The organism is Salinarimonas chemoclinalis, assembly GCF_041514305.1.
GTDB classification, from domain to species: domain Bacteria; phylum Pseudomonadota; class Alphaproteobacteria; order Rhizobiales; family Beijerinckiaceae; genus Salinarimonas; species Salinarimonas chemoclinalis.
In genome coordinates, this window is the sequence record NZ_JBGMWH010000003.1 from 23501 (window position 1) to 39859 (window position 16359).

General features: G+C 71.7%; 17 protein-coding genes. 8 read left to right on the top strand and 9 right to left on the bottom strand.

The window, feature by feature from the left end:
* Positions 1-96 precede the first annotated feature (96 nt).
* Complete coding sequence (gene gltA / locus AB9M23_RS07270) at positions 97-1389, bottom strand: citrate synthase (RefSeq protein ID WP_372423822.1); 1293 nt, start codon at positions 1387-1389, stop codon at positions 97-99.
* A 213-nt stretch (positions 1390-1602) separates the two neighbouring features.
* Complete coding sequence (gene gltX, locus AB9M23_RS07275) at positions 1603-3027, bottom strand: glutamate--tRNA ligase (protein WP_372423824.1); 1425 nt, start codon at positions 3025-3027, stop codon at positions 1603-1605.
* Positions 3028-3029: 2 nt separating this feature from the next.
* Between gltX and AB9M23_RS07280 the strand changes: the two genes are divergently transcribed.
* From AB9M23_RS07280 to rarD, 4 genes are all read left to right on the top strand, one after another.
* The gene (locus AB9M23_RS07280; protein ID WP_372423825.1) at positions 3030-3269 is read left to right on the top strand and encodes a hypothetical protein; all 240 of its coding nucleotides are present in this window, start codon (positions 3030-3032) and stop codon (positions 3267-3269) included.
* 73 nt (positions 3270-3342) lie between these two features.
* Positions 3343-3687, top strand: coding sequence for an HPF/RaiA family ribosome-associated protein (locus AB9M23_RS07285; RefSeq protein ID WP_372423827.1), 345 nt, complete (start codon positions 3343-3345; stop codon positions 3685-3687).
* Positions 3688-3812: 125 nt separating this feature from the next.
* Entirely contained in the window at positions 3813-5012 is a 1200-nt protein-coding gene (locus AB9M23_RS07290; protein ID WP_372423829.1) for a ferredoxin reductase family protein, read from the top strand.
* Between the two features lie 259 nt (positions 5013-5271).
* The gene (rarD, locus tag AB9M23_RS07295; RefSeq protein ID WP_372423830.1) at positions 5272-6183 is read left to right on the top strand and encodes an EamA family transporter RarD; all 912 of its coding nucleotides are present in this window, start codon (positions 5272-5274) and stop codon (positions 6181-6183) included.
* A gap of 37 nt (positions 6184-6220) precedes the next feature.
* On the opposite strand, the gene AB9M23_RS07300 is transcribed toward rarD, so the two are convergent.
* The 7 genes from AB9M23_RS07300 to AB9M23_RS07330 all read right to left on the bottom strand — a co-directional run bounded on the left by AB9M23_RS07300 (position 6221) and on the right by AB9M23_RS07330 (position 13022).
* Complete coding sequence (locus tag AB9M23_RS07300) at positions 6221-6613, bottom strand: PRC-barrel domain-containing protein (RefSeq protein ID WP_372423831.1); 393 nt, start codon at positions 6611-6613, stop codon at positions 6221-6223.
* 74 nt (positions 6614-6687) lie between these two features.
* Positions 6688-7620, bottom strand: a complete 933-nt coding sequence (locus AB9M23_RS07305) for a histone deacetylase family protein (RefSeq protein WP_372423832.1) — start codon at positions 7618-7620, stop codon at positions 6688-6690.
* Positions 7621-7774: 154 nt separating this feature from the next.
* Positions 7775-7960 carry a hypothetical protein gene (locus AB9M23_RS07310; RefSeq protein WP_372423833.1) on the bottom strand — a complete coding sequence of 62 codons (186 nt, stop codon included), beginning with the start codon at positions 7958-7960 and terminating at the stop codon, positions 7775-7777.
* Between the two features lie 191 nt (positions 7961-8151).
* Positions 8152-8772 carry a DUF6498-containing protein gene (locus AB9M23_RS07315; RefSeq protein WP_372423835.1) on the bottom strand — a complete coding sequence of 207 codons (621 nt, stop codon included), beginning with the start codon at positions 8770-8772 and terminating at the stop codon, positions 8152-8154.
* Positions 8773-8905: 133 nt separating this feature from the next.
* Complete coding sequence (locus AB9M23_RS07320) at positions 8906-10216, bottom strand: phosphoglucose isomerase-related protein (protein WP_372423836.1); 1311 nt, start codon at positions 10214-10216, stop codon at positions 8906-8908.
* Positions 10217-10371: 155 nt separating this feature from the next.
* A complete protein-coding gene (locus AB9M23_RS07325) occupies positions 10372-11646 on the bottom strand; it encodes a M16 family metallopeptidase (protein ID WP_372423838.1) in 1275 nt (424 codons plus the stop codon).
* A gap of 41 nt (positions 11647-11687) precedes the next feature.
* Positions 11688-13022, bottom strand: coding sequence for a M16 family metallopeptidase (locus tag AB9M23_RS07330; RefSeq protein ID WP_372423840.1), 1335 nt, complete (start codon positions 13020-13022; stop codon positions 11688-11690).
* A 251-nt stretch (positions 13023-13273) separates the two neighbouring features.
* Between AB9M23_RS07330 and trxA the strand changes: the two genes are divergently transcribed.
* The 4 genes from trxA (at position 13274) to coaA (ending at position 15838) form a co-directional block, all read left to right on the top strand.
* On the top strand, positions 13274-13594 hold the full coding sequence (gene trxA, locus AB9M23_RS07335; protein WP_372423842.1) for a thioredoxin TrxA: 321 nt from the start codon (positions 13274-13276) through the stop codon (positions 13592-13594).
* A 96-nt stretch (positions 13595-13690) separates the two neighbouring features.
* On the top strand, positions 13691-14467 hold the full coding sequence (gene hisF, locus AB9M23_RS07340; protein WP_372423844.1) for an imidazole glycerol phosphate synthase subunit HisF: 777 nt from the start codon (positions 13691-13693) through the stop codon (positions 14465-14467).
* Between the two features lie 25 nt (positions 14468-14492).
* Positions 14493-14849, top strand: coding sequence for a phosphoribosyl-ATP diphosphatase (locus tag AB9M23_RS07345; protein WP_372423845.1), 357 nt, complete (start codon positions 14493-14495; stop codon positions 14847-14849).
* Positions 14846-15838: a type I pantothenate kinase gene (gene coaA / locus AB9M23_RS07350; protein WP_372423846.1), complete on the top strand. Its 993-nt coding sequence runs from the start codon at positions 14846-14848 to the stop codon at positions 15836-15838. Before AB9M23_RS07345 ends, coaA begins: the two co-directional genes overlap by 4 nt.
* The last annotated feature ends 521 nt before the right edge of the window (positions 15839-16359 follow it).

Consider the following 16359-nt stretch of genomic DNA (forward strand, 5'->3'; position numbering starts at 1 on the left):
GCGCGCCGCGGGCGGGGTCGTTCCGGCGCACGAGGCCGGCGGGCGCGAGCCCGCCGGCCTCGACGCGTGTCGCGGCGCTCCGCGGCGTTCGTCGCCTCACCCCCGCTGCGCGATCGGCGTGTAGTCCCGCAGCGGCTCGCCGACGTACAGCTGGCGCGGGCGGCCGATGCGCTGGGAGGGGTCCTCGATCATCTCCTTCCACTGCGCGATCCAGCCGACCGTACGCGCCACCGCGAAGAGCACGGTGAACATGGTCGTGGGGAAGCCCATGGCCTTGAGCGTGATGCCCGAGTAGAAGTCGATGTTCGGATAGAGCTTCTTCTCGACGAAGTACTCGTCGCGCAGGGCGATCTGCTCGAGTTCCACCGCGACCTCGAGCAGCGGGTCGTCCTTGATGCCGAGCTCACTCAGCACCTCGTGGGTGGTCTTCTGCATGATCTTGGCGCGCGGGTCGTAGTTCTTGTAGACCCGGTGGCCGAACCCCATCAGGCGGAAGGGGTCGTTCTTGTCCTTGGCGCGGGCCACGAACTCGGGGATGCGGTCGGGCGTGCCGATCTCCTCGAGCATCCGCAGCGCCGCCTCGTTGGCGCCCCCGTGCGCGGGGCCCCACAGGCAGGCGACGCCCGCGGCGATGCAGGCGAAGGGGTTGGCGCCCGACGAGCCGGCGAGGCGCACGGTCGAGGTCGAGGCGTTCTGCTCGTGGTCGGCGTGGAGGATGAAGATCCGGTCGAGCGCGCGCGACAGGATCGGATTGACCTTGTACTCCTCGCAGGGCACCGCGAAGCACATGCGCAGGAAGTTCGAGGCGTAGTCGAGCTCGTTCTTCGGGTACACGAAGGGCTGGCCGATCGAGTACTTGAACGCCATCGCCGCCAGCGTGGGGATCTTGGCGATCATGCGCATCGAGGCGATCATGCGCTGCTGCGCATCCGAGATGTCGGTCGAGTCGTGGTAGAACGCCGAGAGCGCGCCGACCGAGCCGACCATGATCGCCATCGGATGGGCGTCGCGGCGGAAGCCCATGAAGAAGCGCTGCATCTGCTCGTGGACCATCGTGTGGCGCGTCACGCGATAGTCGAAGTCCGCCTTCTGCGCGGCGGTCGGCAGCTCGCCGTAGAGCAGCAGGTAGCAGGTCTCGAGGAAGTCGCCGTGCTCGGCGAGCTGCTCGATCGGGTAGCCGCGGTAGAGCAGCGTGCCCTCGTCGCCGTCGATGTAGGTGATGCTCGACTCGCACGAGGCCGTCGAGGTGAAGCCGGGATCGTAGGTGAACGCCCCGGTCTGCGCGTAGAGCTTCGAGATGTCGACGACGCTCGGCCCGATCGTGCCCGGTTTCACCGGCAGCTCGACCGACTTGCCGTCCATCTGCAGGGTGCTCGTGGTGCTGCTCATGCGCGTTGGCCCTTTCATGCTGAACGCCTTCCGAGAGGCGGGCCGTGCTCGCGCCGGAGAAGAGCCCCGGGACGATCGCGGACCCCCTCCGGCGGCTGTCGCTGACGCGAAGGTGCAGACGGGTTAACCGATCCCCTCGCATCGTTCAAGCGCGCCGAAAGGCGGGGTTTTGGGCAGCCGCGCGAACGTGGACCACGCGTTGGTGTCGAAATATCAGGGTTTTTCCTGATCTCTCAGGCGCGCGAGCGTCTCCGAGCGCCCGAGCACCGCCATCACGTCGAAGAGCGGCGGGGAGGTCGTGGTGCCGGTCAGCGCGGCGCGCAGCGGCTGCGCGACCTGGCCGAGCTTGACGCCGGTCTCCTCCGCGAAGGCGCGCACGGCGGCCTCCGTCGTCTCGGCGTCGAAGGGCTCGAGCGCCTCGAGCCGCGGCACCAGCGCCGCGATCCGCGCGCGGGCCGCGCCGTCGAGGAGCCTCGACGCCTTCTCGTCCATGGCGAGCGGGCGGGCGCGCCAGAGATAGGCGGCGCCGTCGAGCAGCTCGACGAGGGTGCGCGCGCGCTCCTTCAAGCCCGGCATGGCAGCGACGAGCCGCCCGCGCAGGTCCGGCGGGAACGTGGGCCCGAGGCCGCGCTCGGGCCCGATCTCGGGGAGGATCGTCTCGAGGGCGTCGACGAGCCGCACGTCGTCCGTCTGCCGCATCCAGTGCCCGTTGAGCGCCTCGAGCTTGACGAAGTCGAACCGCGCCGCCGAGCGGCCGATGCCGCCCAGATCGAAGGCGTCGATCATCTCCTGCGTCGTGAAGATCTCCTGGTCGCCGTGGGCCCAGCCGAGGCGCACGAGATAGTTGCGCAGCGCCTCCGGCAGATAGCCCATGGCACGATAGGCCTCGACGCCGAGCGCCCCGTGGCGCTTCGACAGCTTCGCCCCGTCCGCGCCGTGGATGAGCGGGATGTGCGCCATCACCGGCACGTCCCAGCCGAGCGCGTGGTAGATCTGGCTCTGGCGCGCCGCGTTGGTGAGGTGGTCGTCGCCGCGCACGATGTGGGTGACGCCCATGTCGTGGTCGTCGACGACGACCGCGAGCATGTAGGTGGGCGTGCCGTCCGAGCGCAGCAGCACGAGGTCGTCGAGCTCCTTGTTCGACCAGGTGACCCTGCCCTGCACCCGGTCCTCGACGACGGTCTCGCCCTCGAGCGGCGCCTTGAAGCGCACGACGGGCTTCACGCCCGCCGGTGCCTCCGACGGGTCGCGGTCGCGCCAGCGGCCGTCGTAGCGCAGCGGGCGCTTCTCGGCCTTGGCGCGCTCGCGCATCTCGGTGAGCTCGTCCTGGCTCGCGTAACAGTAGTACGCCTTACCCTCGGCGAGCAGCTGGAGCGCGACCTCGCGATGGCGCTCGGCGCGGGCGAACTGGTGCACGGCCTCCCCGTCCCAGTCGAGCCCGAGCCAGGAGAGCCCGTCGAGGATCGCGGCGATGGCCGCGTCCGTCGAGCGCTCGCGGTCCGTGTCCTCGATGCGCAGGAGCATCCTGCCGCCGTGCCGACGGGCGAGCAGCCAGTTGAACAGCGCGGTGCGCGCCCCGCCGATGTGGAGGAACCCCGTCGGGGACGGCGCGAAGCGGGTGACGATCGTGTCGCTCATCGGTGGAAGGCGCTTTCCTCGGCTCTGCGTGCCGTCTTCAACGCGCGCTTCTAGAGCATTTCCCGGGCGGGCGAAACCGCGGTGAGCGCCGCGGCGACATCCCCGACCCGGGCGCGGAACTTCTCGACGGCCACGGTTGTTGCCGCCGCAGAAGAAGGAGAGGCGTCATGCTGAAAGGTGCATTGCTGTGGATGATCGGCATTCCGATCCCGATCATCATCATCCTGCTGCTGATCTTCTGAGATCGCCGATCCGACCGGTGCCGGTCGGATCGCGCGGCTCGGATACGACCCCGCACGACGGAGTGAGCGAGACATGCAGGTTCAGGTCAACACGGATTCCAGCATCGTCGGCGACGACGCCCTCGCGGGCCGCGTCGAGACCGCCGCACGCGACGCTCTCGGACGCTTCGAGGAGCGGATCACGCGGCTCGAGATCCATCTGACCGACGTGAACGGCGCCAAGCCCGGCCCGAACGACAAGCGGTGCGTGATCGAGGTCCGGCCGGCGGGCCGCAGGCCCGAGACCGTCACCGACGACGCCGGGACGATCGACGCCGCGGTGTCCGGCGCGCTCCAGAAGCTGCGTCGCGTCCTGGACGGCACGCTCGGCCGGCTGGACGACCACAAGGGCGCGCCGTCGATCCGCACCGGGATCTGACGGTGGGGGGTCGCTGGCGCCGCGCGGCATGGATCGCCGGGTATTTCGCACTCGTGTGCGCACCCGTGATCGTCCTCCTCGCCGGAGGACTCCCACCCCCGGGCGAGCGGGCGTGGGAATTCTCCATGGGGCTCGGCTTCGCCGGCCTCGGCCTCTTCGGCCTGCAGTTCGTGCTCACCGCCCGGTTCCGACGCCTGACGAGCCCGTTCGGCATCGACGTCGTCTACCTCCTGCACCGCTACCTCGCCTGGATCGCGATCGGCCTCGTCGCCACGCACTTCGCCATCCTGTGGCTGTTCTACGAGGATGCTCTCGGCGTGCTGGACCCGCGCGAGGCGCGGTGGGAGCTGACGTCGGGGCGCGCCGCCCTGCTGCTGCTCGGGGCGGCGGTGGTCACGTCGCAGTGGCGCAAGCCGCTGCGGCTCGAGTACGGCGCATGGCGCTATCTCCACGCCGGGCTGGCGACGCTCGGCTTCGCCGCCGCGATCGCGCACGTCCTCGGCGTCGGGACCTACACCACGCTCTCCGGCACGACCGCGATATGGGTCGCGCTCACGGCATCGTGGCTCGGTGCGATCCTGTGGGTGCGCCTCGTCAAGCCGTGGCGACAGGTCGGCGCGCCCTACCGGGTCATGGACGTGCAGGCCCGGCCCGGCGACGTCGCGACCCTCGCGCTGGAGCCGCAGGGGCATCCCGGCTTGCGGCGGTTCGCGCCGGGACAATTCGCCTGGCTGACCCTGCGGTCGTCGCCGTTCCTGCTGCGCGAGCACCCGTTCTCGATCGAGTCGCCACCGGAGGAGCTGCCGCGGCTGCGCTTCGGCATCAAGGCCCTGGGCGACTTCTCCGGAACGATTCGCGACGTGGCACCCGGCGAGATCGCCTACCTCGACGGACCCTACGGCGTTTTCTCGGTCGACGCGCATCCCGATGCGAGCGGGTACGTCTTCATCGCCGGCGGCATCGGCGTGACGCCGATCCTGAGCGTGTTGCGCAGCCTGGCCGAGCGCGGCGAGACCCGCCCCCTCCGGCTGCTCTACGGCAACCCGACGGCCTCGGAGATCACCTATCGCGAGGAGATCGACGCGCTGGCGACGCGCCTCGACCTGACGGTGGTCCATGTCCTCGCCGACCCGCCGGACGGCTGGGACGGGGAGCGCGGGTACGTGACGCGGGAGATCCTCGAGCGCCACCTGCCCGCCTCGAGGGAGGGCCTCGTGTGCTTCCTGTGCGGCCCCACGCCCATGACGGAGGCCGCCCGCGCTGCGCTCCAGACGCTCGGCGTCCCCGCGTCGCACATCCGCACCGAGGTTTTCGAGTTCGTCTGAGCGCGGCTCCGAGACGCCGTAGGGGAGATGCCGATGAGGATGGAGCGTGCGTTCTGGTTCGCGGTGCTCACGGGCATCGTCTCCATGTCGCTGGCGCTCGCCTTCGCGTGGCGGGACGCGATCCCGTTCCTCGGCTGAGCCCGCGCGTTCGGGCACGGACCGGCTGCGCGTGGCCGCCCCGGGAGGCCCCTTGCCTCGCACTCCGTTCGGTGGTCTTCCTCCCCGCGGGCCGCCCGCGGGGCGGCCCCTGGAGATCGTCATGGCCGCACCGGCGACGAACGAGGATACGGCGGCGGGGTTCGGCTTCGCGGTCTCGGCCTACGTCCTGTGGGGCTTCCTGCCGCTCTACATGAAGGCGCTCGCCCACGTGCCGCCCGTGGAGGTGGTCGCACACCGCATCCTCTGGTCGATTCCCGTCGCCGCCGCGATCCTCTGGGCGACCGGGCGCACCGGCGACCTGCGCCGCGCGCTCGGCTCGCCGCGCACGCTCGGCATGGCCGCGATCACCGCCGCCTTCATCACCGTCAACTGGGGGACCTACGTCTGGGCGGTCGGCGCCGGCTACGCGCTCGACGCGGCGCTCGGCTACTACATCAACCCCATCTTCTCGGTGTTCCTCGGCGCCGTGCTGCTGAAGGAGCGGCTCTCCCCCGCGCAGATCGCCGCGATCGGCCTCGCCGCCGCGGCGGTGATCCTGCTCACCGTGCAGAGCGGGCGCGTGCCCGTCGCGGCGCTCGTGCTCACGCTCAGCTGGGGCGGCTACGCCTTCTTCAAGAAGTGGCTGCCGATCGGGCCGAACCAGGGCTTCCTGCTGGAGGTGCTCGTCCTCGCGCCGGTGGCCATCGTCGTGCTCGCGACCATCGCGGCGCGGGGAGAGAGCCGCTTCTTCACGGCAGCGCCGTCGGACGGCTGGCTGCTGATCGGGTCGGGCATCGTCACGGCCGTGCCGCTGATCCTCTACGCCTACGGCGCCAAGGGCCTGAGGCTGTCGACGATCGGCATCCTGCAATACATCGCGCCCACGATGATCTTTCTCACCGCGGTGTTCCTGTTCGACGAGCCGTTCGGGGGAACCCAGCTCCTCGCCTTCTCGATGATCTGGGCGGCGCTCGTGATCTACACGGCCTCGCTCGTGCACCGCGCCCGGGGCGCGGCGCGGGCGAAGCCGTGAGCGGCGCCGATTCCGCCCGCGCCATGGATCTTCGGCCTCAGAACCAGTACGGGACGCCGTAGTACCCGTAGACGTTCCGGCCGTATTCCGGATCCGTCCACGGCGTCTCGTCGCGGCCGTAGCTCGGGGCGGCCTCGAGGGCCCTGGCATCGAGATCGACGACGTAGCCACCCAGCCGCGCATCGTAGTCGAGCTTCTCCCAGGGCAGCGGGTGGTAGCGCTCGCCGATGCCGAGGAAGCCGCCGAAGGACATCACCGCGTAGGCGACCTTGCCGGTATACTTGTCGACCATGAAGTTGAAGACCGAGCCGAGGTGCTCGCCGGCCTCGTTGTAGACCGCCGTACCCTCGACCTTGTCCGAGGCGATCAGGCGCTCGGTCTCGTTCTTGGGGACGTCGCCGCGGGGGCCTGTGACGTTCGTACCTGCCATGTCGGTCTCCTCTCGCCTCGGGCCTGGAGCCCATCGGGCGGAGGGAACGGCGGGTCGCCGGCGGGGTTCCGCGGTCAGGCCTGTCCCATCAGCGCCCGAACGTGCGCGGCCACCGAGCGAGCGAGGCCCTCGAGGTCGTAGCCGCCCTCCAGCAGCGAGACGACCCGCCCCTTCGCCCGGCGCTCGGCGATGTCCATGAGCTTGAGCGTCGCCCACTGGAAGTCCGCCTCGGTGAGCATGACGTTGCCGAGCGGGTCGCGCCAATGCGCGTCGAAGCCCGCCGAGATCACGATCAGGTCCGGCCGGAACGCGTCGATCCGGGGCAGGACTCGGGTCAGGAGCGCCTCGCGGAAGACGTCGGAGCCGTCGCCGGCGGAGAGCGGCGCGTTGACGATCGTGTCGTGCTCGCCCCGCTCGGAGAGCGCCCCGGTGCCGGGATAGAGCGGCATCTCGTGGGTCGAGGCGTAGAGGACGGAGGCGTCCTCCCAGAAGATCTCCTGCGTGCCGTTGCCGTGGTGCACGTCCCAATCGACGATCGCGACGCGCTCGGCGCCGTGCATCGTCTGCGCCCGGCGCGCGGCGATGGCGGCGTTGTTGAAGAAGCAGAAGCCCATCGCCCGGGCGTGCTCGGCGTGGTGGCCCGGCGGGCGCATGGCGGCGAAGGCGTTCGTGACCGTGCCTGCCATCACCTCGTCCACCGCCTGGATCGCGGCGCCGGCGCTGCGCAGGGCGGCCTCGAGCGTGCCCGGCGAGAGCACGGTGTCGGAATCGATGGCGACGAGCCCCTCGCGCGGGGCCGCCTCGACGATCGCATCGATGTAGCGGCGCGGGTGGACGAGGGCGATCGTCTCGTGCTCGGCGCAGGGCGCCTGCTCGCGCACGAGGGTCATGAAGCGCTCGTCCTCGAGCGCGCGCTCGACCACGCGGATGCGGTCCGGCCGCTCGGGATGCCCGAGCGGCGTCTCGTGGTCGAGGGAGGCGGGATGGCAGAGGTAGAGGGTCGGCATGAGCGGCGATGTCCTCGGGCGAGCGGCCTGTTCGGCTCTCCTCTCCGGCATCGTCGCAGCCGCCCCCGGGGCTGTCCATCCCCCGCGGGTTATTCCGCATGCACGGCGGGGGAAACCGATCGGCGTCGACCCCGACCCGCCGCGGGCGGCCTCCTCAGGCCGTGCAGGTTCGACCGAACCGCTCGAGATCCTCCGGAAGCGTCGGCTTCGCCGCCGCCTTCGTCTCGCAGGCCTGCTTGGTCAGCAGGACTCCCCTGAGCGCAGGGAGCGCGATCGGCTTGAAGGCGGTGCCCCGGGCGGACGCGGCGGGACGAGGTCGGGGGTCTGCTTGGTCGGGCATGATCGGTCCGTTGCTTGCGCGGCGTGCTGTCGGCCGCGGGTCGACGTCTGGCGTGCGAACCATCCCAGCCTGCGGCGCGATTGTGGCGACCGATGGGCCGGGCGGGCGCGCGGGCCGAACGCGGACCGACGTGCCCTTTCTGCAACGAGTTTCCCATGTCGCGGACGTGCAATGCACCGCGCACAGCGGCGTCAGGGCCGCACCGGCGCGGATCTCGGCCCGCGGTGCTCGGCGACGTGCGCGGCGAGGTCGACCCCGATCTTCAGGGCGACGAGCAGCGCCAGCGCCAGGACCGGCGCGCCGGAGGCCTCCACCGCGAAGCCGCCGAAGATGATCGTCACGTGCAGGACCACGACGCGCCCGTAGGGCGCCGCCATCAGCGCGCCGAGCGTCGTGCGGTCCATCTCGCCGCCCACGACGAAGTTGACGACGAAGGAGAGCCCGTGGCTCGCCGCCAGCGCCGCGAGCGGCAGGGCGAGCCCCGGCGCGAGCAGGAGGGCGAAGCCCGCGAGGGGCGAGGCGCCGGGCGGGCCGAACAGCGTCACGAGGAAGATCCCGTGGACGAGGGTGAAGATGCCGTAGTGGATCGCGAAGAAGCCCGCCATCGCGAGCCCCCCGCGCTCGCCGCGCAGCGACACCATCCCCATGCGCGCGAGGTTGAGGACGCCGATGACGACGTTCTCCGCCCAGAACAGCATCAGCACGTCGAAAACCCGCCATCCGCCGAGGAGCACGCCCGCGAGCGGCACCAGGTTGGCGATGACGAGCGCCGCCGATGAGATCAGGACGGGGCGGCGCGGGGGGCTCTTCATGCGGGTCTTCTGCGAAGGCGGCACGTGACGCCGTGCGACGACCCGTCGCACGGGCGACGGGCCGGAGCATTTCACCCGCGTTCGCCACGCTTGTCGACGCCCGGCGGCATGAAACCGGGGGACGACGCGTGGATCAGCCCTCCGCGAGGTAGCGCTTGGCGAGCACCTTGCCCTCCTCGACCGCCGGCTGATCGAACGGATCGACGCCGAGCGCATACCCGGTGAGGATCGTCTCCAGCATGAAGTGCATGAGGAGATGGCCCATCGCGCGCTCGTCGAGCGTGTCGACGTGGATCGTGCGCACCGGGCGGTGGTTCGCCGCCAGCGTGTCCGCGGTCGCGCGGCCCTGGGCGGCGACGAGGTCGCCGATCGTCTTGCCGGCGAAGCCGGGCTGGCCGCCGCGCTCGGCGAGGCCGGCGTCGATGCGCGGCCCCGCGCCCGCGGTGCCCGTCGTGATCACGGTGAAGACCTTGTCGTTGGGTCCGCCGAGATAGAGCTGCAACTGGCTGTGCTGGTCGACCGGACCGATCGCGGCGACCGGCTGCGAGCCCTTGCCGTCCTTGCCGAGGCTCTCGGCCCAGAGCTGCACCCACCAGCGGGTGAAGCGCTCGAGGCGGTCGGCGTAGGCCATCACCACCGAGATCGGCTTGGCTTCGAGCGCGAAGGCGATGGCGAAGGCCGCGCCCTGGCCGATCGGGCTGTCGGCGCCGCCATCCGCGTCCATGACCGGCGCGAGCGCGTCGGCGGCGCCGGCGCGAATCGCGGCGATGTCGAGGCCCGTCACCGCGGCGGGGAGCAGGCCGACGTTGGTGAGGACCGAGTAGCGCCCGCCGATGCCGGTGTGGTGGGCGAGGATCGGCGCGCCGGTGGGCTCGAGCAGGTCGCGCAGCGCATTCCTGCCGCCCGCCGGCCGCGGCTCGGAGATGCCGGTGAAGCGCTCACCCGCGTCGAGGCCGGCGGCGTCGAGCGCCGCGAGCACGGCCATCGTCTGCATCAGCGTCTCGCCGGTGCCGCCGGACTTCGAGATCGCGACGAAGCGCGTCGTCTCGAGCGGCAGGGCCTGGAGCAGGCGGCCGAAGGTGACGGGGTCGAGGTTGTCCATGAAGTGGACGCGCGGCCCCGCGGCGAGGCGCCCGACACCCGGCACCGCGTAGTCCTTCAGCTGCGCCAGCGTCTGGGCGCCGAGCGAGGAGCCGCCGGTGCCGAGGAAGACGACGTCGCTCGCGCCCTCGCGGATGCGGGCGGCGGCGGCGCGGATCTCCTCGAGATCGCCGGTCTCGGCCGGGATGCCGAGGAGCGGCAGCGCGCCGGAGGCGGCCTCCGCGCGCAGGCGCTTCATCCCGGTCGCCGCCAGCGTGGTGCCCGCCTCGATCGCCGTCTCCGGCACGCCGGCCCCGCCGATGCGCCGGCCGAGCGCGAGGTCGATCGCGTGCTTGAAAGCCATTGCCGTCTCCCTGTTGCCTGTGCGCCGACAGATACGCCGGACGCGGGCCGCGCACCAGCCCCGCGGGCCGATCGCGCGCCTCGATCGCGCGGGTCAACGCGCGAGGCCCGCATCGGGGTGCAGGCGCGCGCCCGGCGCCCGGAAGGCGCCGGGGTTCAGAGCTCCGGCTTGCCGGCGATCACGGTGAGCATGCGCCCGTCGCCCAGCATGCGCGCGCCGGCGCGGCGGACGTCCTCGAGCGTCACCGCCGAGACCAGCGCGTTGCGGCGGGCCACGTAGTCGATGCCGAGATCGTTGAAGGCGATCTGCACGAGCTGGCTCGCGATCTTGGTCGACGTGTCGAAGCCCAGCGGATAGGAGCCGGTGAGATAGGCCTTGGCCTTCTCGAGCTCCTCCGCCGCGGGTCCCTCCTCGCGCAGCCGGTCGATCTCGCCGGCGATCACGCCGAGCGCCTCGGCCACGCGCTCGTTCTTCGTCGCGGTGAAGCCCCAGGTCATCGATGCCGCGCGGAAGGTCGCGAGCGAGGTGCCGACCGAGTAGGCGAGCCCGCGCTTCTCGCGCACCTCCTGGAACAGACGCGAGGTGAAGGCGCCGCCGCCGAGCACGTGGTTGAGCACGTAGGCCGGCACGAAGTCGGGGTCCGACCAGGGCAGGCCGTTCATGGCGAAGCGGATGACGGACTGGGGGACGTCGATCTCGACCACGTGCCGCGCGCCGACCTCCGCGAGCGCGGTGGGCGCCACGGGGGCGAGGGTGGGCTGCGCGGGGAGCGCGCCGAAGGCGTGGTCCACCCGCCGCGCCACCTCGTCGGCGCCTATGGCGCCGACGACCGCGACCTTCAAGTGTCCGCGCGCGGCCTGCGCCCGATGGAGCGCGACGACGTCCGCGCGCGAGATCGCGGGCAGGCTGTCGAGCGTGCCGGAGGTCGGCGTGCCGTAGGGATGGCCCGGGAAGGCCTCCGCGAAGAAGCGCCGGGAGGCGACGGTGCCCGGGTCCTTCATCTGGTAGCGCAGGCCCGCCATCGACTGCGCGCGCACCCGCTCGACGTCCTCCTCGTCGAAGCGCGGCTCGACGAGCGCCAGGCGCAGCAGGTCGAACGCCTCGTCGGCGTGGCGGGTCAGCGTCTTCATCGAGCCGCCCAGCGAATCGGGGCCGGCGTTGAAGGACAGCTCGATCGCCCGGTCGGCCAGGCGCTCGTGGAAGGCGGCGGAGGGATGGGGACCCGCGCCCTCGTCGAGGAGCCGCGCGGTCGTCTGCGCGAGGCCGGCCTTGCCCGCGGGATCCTGCGCGGCGCCGCCCTCGAAGAGGAACGACAGCGCCACCAGCGGGACGACGTGCGATTCGACGTGCCAGACCTCGATGCCGGCGGGCGTGATCACGCGCCCGACCTTCGCGGGAGGGGCGGTCACGGGCGTGACGGCGACGGACATGGTTGTTCCTTCCCGGGGGCCTTCCCCGAATGCGTGGCGCCTCAGCCCGCCTTGCGGAGCTGGCCGGTGACGGAGCGGTGCGGGGCGAGCACGCGCGCCGCCGCGGCGACGAGATCCTCGCGGGTCACGGCCTCGACGTCGGAGGGCCAGCGCATCACGTCCTCGATCGTCTCGCCGATGGCGAGCGCCGCGCCGTAGATGCGCGCGAGCGAGGTCTGGCTGTCGGCGGCGTAGACCGTCTCGGCGACGAGCCGCGTCTTGGCGCGCACGATCGCCGCCTCCGCGAGCGCCGCATCGGGGATGGCGCGGATCGCGGCGTCGAGCGCCTCCTCCGCCGCCTCGAGGCTCGTGCCGTGGGCGGGCACGAGGTAGAGGGCGAAGCGGGTGTCGTCGATCGCGGACGCCATGTACCAGGCGCCCGCGTTCACCGCGACGGCCTCGTCCAGCACGAGCGTGCGGTAGAGGTAGGAGGTCGGCCCGCCGCCGAGGAGCTCCGCCAGCACCTCCAGCGCCGCGCTCTCGCGCGCCGAGCCGGTGCGCGCGGAGGGCGCGAGATAGAGCCGCTGGAGCGTGGGCTGCTCGACCCGCGGATCGGCCACCGCGACGCGGCGCATGGCGCGCGGCTCCGGCTCGCGCGGGCGCACCCGCACCGGGCGCGCGCCGCGGGGCGCGACCTGCCCGTAGGTGCCGTCCGCGAGGCTCAGCACCTCCTCGGGCACGACGTCGCCCGCCACCACCAGGATCGCGTTCTCCGGCGTGTAGAAGCGGCCGTAATAGTCGAGCGCGTGGCCGCGATCGAGCGCCTCGATCTCGTGCATCCAGCCGATGATCGGGATGCCGTAGGGATGGTGCACGAAGAGCGAGGCCGCCATCGCCTCGGAGAGCTGCGCGGCGGGATCGGTCTCGACGCGCATGCGCCGCTCCTCCAGCACCACGTCGCGCTCGGGGGCGACGACTTCGTCCGACAGGCGCAGGTTCGCCATGCGGTCGGCCTCGAAGCCCATCATCGTGCCCAGATGCTCCTTGGCGACGCGCTGGAAATAGGCCGTGTAGTCGTAGGAGGTGAAGGCGTTCTCCTGCCCGCCGAGCTCGGAGACCACCTTCGAGAACGCGCCCGCCGGGTGTTTCTCCGTGCCCTTGAACATCAGGTGCTCGAGGAAGTGGGCGATGCCGGAGACGCCGATCGGGTCGTCCGCCGAGCCGTTGCGGTACCAGACCATGTGCGTCGCGACCGGCACGCGGCCATCGGGCACCACGACGACGTCCATGCCGTTGTCGAGCGTGTAGGAATGGACCTGCGGGCCGTCCGCGGGGAAATCGGGCCGGGCGCCGCCGGGGGCGTGGATGAGGCTCGGCGCGGCGGGCGTGCGGGGCATGGGCATCCTCTCGAGGGGTGCGTGAGGCGGGCGTCGTCGCCGCAATATAGGGGCCGCGCACGCCCGGGAGAAGCCGGGCGGGCCGCCGCGTCGCCGATGCCGCGCCCGGCAGGCCGCCTGCGGCCGGCGCGCGATCACGGTCCCGGGAGCCGTGTTTCCGCCCGCTTGATCGGCGTGCGGGCGACGCCTACCTTCGCGCCAGACGACGAGGTCGAGGGCGCACGGCGCCCTCCGAGAGAAAGGTACACGAGATGGCGACCGTGAAGGTGACCGACCAGAGCTTCGAGACGGACGTGCTGAAGTCCGGCGAGCCGGTGGTCGTGGATTTCTGGGCCGAGTGGTGCGGCCCCTGCCGCATGATCGGCCCGGCGCTCGAGGAGATCGCCGGCGAGATGGCGGGCAAGGTCAAGATCGCCAAGATCAACGTGGACGAGAACCCCGGCATCGCCGGCCAGCTCGGCATCCGCTCGATCCCCACGCTGATGATCTTCAAGGACGGCGAGCTCGCCTCCCAGAAGGTCGGCGCCGCGCCCAAGGGCGACCTGCAGCGCTGGATCCAGTCGAACGTCTGATCGCGCCCGCGCTTGACGGCTCGCGCGGCCCTCGCGCATGACTGAGCGCGGCCCGCCCGTCCGGGCGGGCCGCGTTCGAGAGACACCGGCCGCGCGATGCTCAAGACCCGCCTGATCCCCTGCCTCGACGTGAAGGACGGCCGCGTCGTCAAGGGCGTCCAGTTCGTCGATCTGCGCGACGCGGGCGACCCGGTCGAATGCGCCGTGGCCTACGACCGGGCCGGTGCCGACGAGCTGTGCTTCCTCGACATCACCGCGAGCCACGAGGACCGCGGCATCCTGCTCGACGTCGTCACACGCACGGCAGAGGCCTGCTTCATGCCGCTCACCGTCGGCGGGGGCGTGCGGACGGTCGACGACATCCGCGCCCTGCTGCTGGCGGGCGCCGACAAGGTCTCCATCAACACCGCCGCCGTCGCCGACCGCGACTTCGTGCGCCGCGCCGCCGAGAAGTTCGGCGCGCAATGCATCGTGGTGGCCATCGACGCCAAGCGCGTTTCCCGCGAGGGCGAGCCCGCGGCCTGGGAGATCTTCACCCACGGCGGGCGCAAGGCGACCGGGCTGGACGCCGTCGCCTACGCGCGGGAGGTCGTCGCGCTCGGCGCCGGCGAGCTCCTCGTCACCTCGATGGACAGGGACGGCACCAAGTCCGGCTACGACGTCGCGCTGATGCGCGCCATCGCGGACGCCGTGAGCGTGCCCGTGATCGCGTCGGGCGGCGTCGGCAGCCTCGACCACCTGGTCGCCGGCGTGCGCGACGGCCACGCGAGCGCGGTGCTCGCCGCCTCGATCTTCCATTTCGGCGAGCACACGATCGGAGAGGCCAAGCGCGCCATGGCGGACGCGGGGCTCGCCGTGCGGCTCGACGCGTGAGCGGGCCGATGCGGAGACGCACGCGATGACCGGCTTCACCCTCGACGACCTCGAGCGCAACCTCGCCGCGCGGGCCCAGGCCGCGCCGGAGGAGTCGTACACCGCCCGCCTCGTCGCCGACCCGCAGCGGGCCGCCAAGAAGCTCGGCGAGGAGGCGGTGGAGGCCGCGATCGCGGGCGCGACCGGCGATCGCGCGGCGCTCGTGTCGGAGGGCGCCGACGTGCTGTATCACCTGCTCGCGCTGCTCGCGGCCCGCGGCGTCGCGCTGGAGGAGGTCATGGCCGAGCTCGAGGCCCGCACCGGCCGCTCCGGCCTCGCGGAGAAGGCGGCGCGGACGACGGAGGGCGTCCGCTCGTCGCAGGACGAGGGAGGCCGCCCGTGACGCCGACCGATCCCGCCCAGCGCCAGACCCTCGCCGAGGCCGCCCGCGAGGGGACGATCTCGCCCTACCGCCGGTTCTCCCGGGACGAATGGGCGCATCTGCGCGCCGACACGCCGCTCACGCTCTTGGCGGAGGAGGTCGACCGGCTCCAGTCCCTCAACGACCCGATCTCGCTCGACGAGGTCATCGCCATCTACCTGCCGCTCTCGCGGCTCCTGTCGCTCTACGTCGCGGCGACTCAAGGCCTGTTCAAGGCGACGCAGCGCTTCCTCCTCGCCGAGAACGAGGTGAAGTCGCCCTACATCATCGGCGTGGCGGGCTCGGTGGCGGTGGGCAAGTCGACGACGGCGCGCGTGCTCGAGGCGCTGCTGGCGCGCTGGCCCAACACCCCGAAGGTGACGCTCGTCACGACCGACGGCTTCCTCCTGCCCAACGCCGAATTGAACCGGCTCGGGCTGATGGAGCGCAAGGGCTTCCCGGAGAGCTACGACACGGCGGCGCTCCTGCGCTTCCTCAACGCCATCAAGTCCGGCGAGAGCACGGTGCGCGCGCCGCTCTACTCGCACCTCGTCTACGACGTCGTGCCCGGCGAGGAGGTGGTGATCGAGCGGCCCGACATCCTCATCGTCGAGGGGCTCAACGTGCTCCAGCCGGCGCGGCTGCCGAAGGACGGCACGGCGATCCCGTTCGTCTCGGACTTCTTCGACTTCTCGATCTATCTCGACGCCGACGAGGCGGACCTGCACCGCTGGTACGTCAACCGCTTCCTGCGGCTGCGCCACACGGCCTTCCGGGACCCGCGCTCCTTCTTCCGCCGCTACGCCGAGCTCGACGAGGCGAAGGCGATCGAGATCGCCGACGGCCTGTGGAACCGCATCAACCTGCCCAACCTGCGCGAGAACATCGTCCCCACCCGCCAGCGTGCGAGCCTGATCCTCAAGAAGGGCGCGAGCCACCGCATCGAGGAGGTGCAGCTCAGGCGGTTGTGACGACATTCATGCCGTCCGCCGACGCTCTCCCCCGTGGCTAGTCGATGCACACATCTCCTGAGCCTGGCCCGGCCCTTGACGACCTGCGCCGGGGAGATTGCCGCAGGACGTCGGCACCCCCTGTCCTTCCCTGTAGGGGAAGGTGGCTCGCCGCGCAGCGGCGAGACGGATGGGGCGCGCGGAACGCGCGTTCGGCGCAGCCGAAGAGCGACGGCGGCAGCGGATACGGTGGCTTCCGCTTCGCGGAACGCGTCGCTACGCGCCGCGCCCCATCCGTCACCGCGCTGCGCGCGGCGCCACCTTCCCCTACAGGGAAGGACGACGCTTCTACCACGCGTCGCAGGATCCATGCTTCGGCGCGATGAGCCGCAGATGTGTGAATCGACTAGCCCCCGTGGAGAGGGGCCGGGGGTGTGGGGCATGCAGGACTATACTACGGGCGGGTGCAGCGCGTCGACGCCCCCCCGGGGTATGGACGCCGAGCTTTATCCTTAAGCCCGACGCCCCGCCCTCTCCACGCG

Excerpts from the sequence above, each read along its gene's own strand:
- AB9M23_RS07345 (WP_372423845.1), top strand. The coding sequence starts at position 14,493 with ATGACCGGCTTCACCCTCGACGACCTCGAGCGCAACCTCGCCGCGCGG.
- AB9M23_RS07320 (WP_372423836.1), bottom strand. The coding sequence starts at position 10,216 with ATGGCTTTCAAGCACGCGATCGACCTCGCGCTCGGCCGGCGCATCGGC.
- AB9M23_RS07305 (WP_372423832.1), bottom strand. The coding sequence starts at position 7,620 with ATGCCGACCCTCTACCTCTGCCATCCCGCCTCCCTCGACCACGAGACG.
- AB9M23_RS07325 (WP_372423838.1), bottom strand. The coding sequence starts at position 11,646 with ATGTCCGTCGCCGTCACGCCCGTGACCGCCCCTCCCGCGAAGGTCGGG.
- AB9M23_RS07330 (WP_372423840.1), bottom strand. The coding sequence starts at position 13,022 with ATGCCCCGCACGCCCGCCGCGCCGAGCCTCATCCACGCCCCCGGCGGC.
- AB9M23_RS07300 (WP_372423831.1), bottom strand. The coding sequence starts at position 6,613 with ATGGCAGGTACGAACGTCACAGGCCCCCGCGGCGACGTCCCCAAGAAC.
- AB9M23_RS07290 (WP_372423829.1), top strand. The coding sequence starts at position 3,813 with ATGGGGCTCGGCTTCGCCGGCCTCGGCCTCTTCGGCCTGCAGTTCGTG.
- AB9M23_RS07310 (WP_372423833.1), bottom strand. The coding sequence starts at position 7,960 with ATGCCCGACCAAGCAGACCCCCGACCTCGTCCCGCCGCGTCCGCCCGG.
- trxA (WP_372423842.1), top strand. The coding sequence starts at position 13,274 with ATGGCGACCGTGAAGGTGACCGACCAGAGCTTCGAGACGGACGTGCTG.
- AB9M23_RS07315 (WP_372423835.1), bottom strand. The coding sequence starts at position 8,772 with ATGAAGAGCCCCCCGCGCCGCCCCGTCCTGATCTCATCGGCGGCGCTC.
- rarD (WP_372423830.1), top strand. The coding sequence starts at position 5,272 with ATGGCCGCACCGGCGACGAACGAGGATACGGCGGCGGGGTTCGGCTTC.
- AB9M23_RS07285 (WP_372423827.1), top strand. The coding sequence starts at position 3,343 with ATGCAGGTTCAGGTCAACACGGATTCCAGCATCGTCGGCGACGACGCC.
- gltX (WP_372423824.1), bottom strand. The coding sequence starts at position 3,027 with ATGAGCGACACGATCGTCACCCGCTTCGCGCCGTCCCCGACGGGGTTC.
- gltA (WP_372423822.1), bottom strand. The coding sequence starts at position 1,389 with ATGAGCAGCACCACGAGCACCCTGCAGATGGACGGCAAGTCGGTCGAG.
- hisF (WP_372423844.1), top strand. The coding sequence starts at position 13,691 with ATGCTCAAGACCCGCCTGATCCCCTGCCTCGACGTGAAGGACGGCCGC.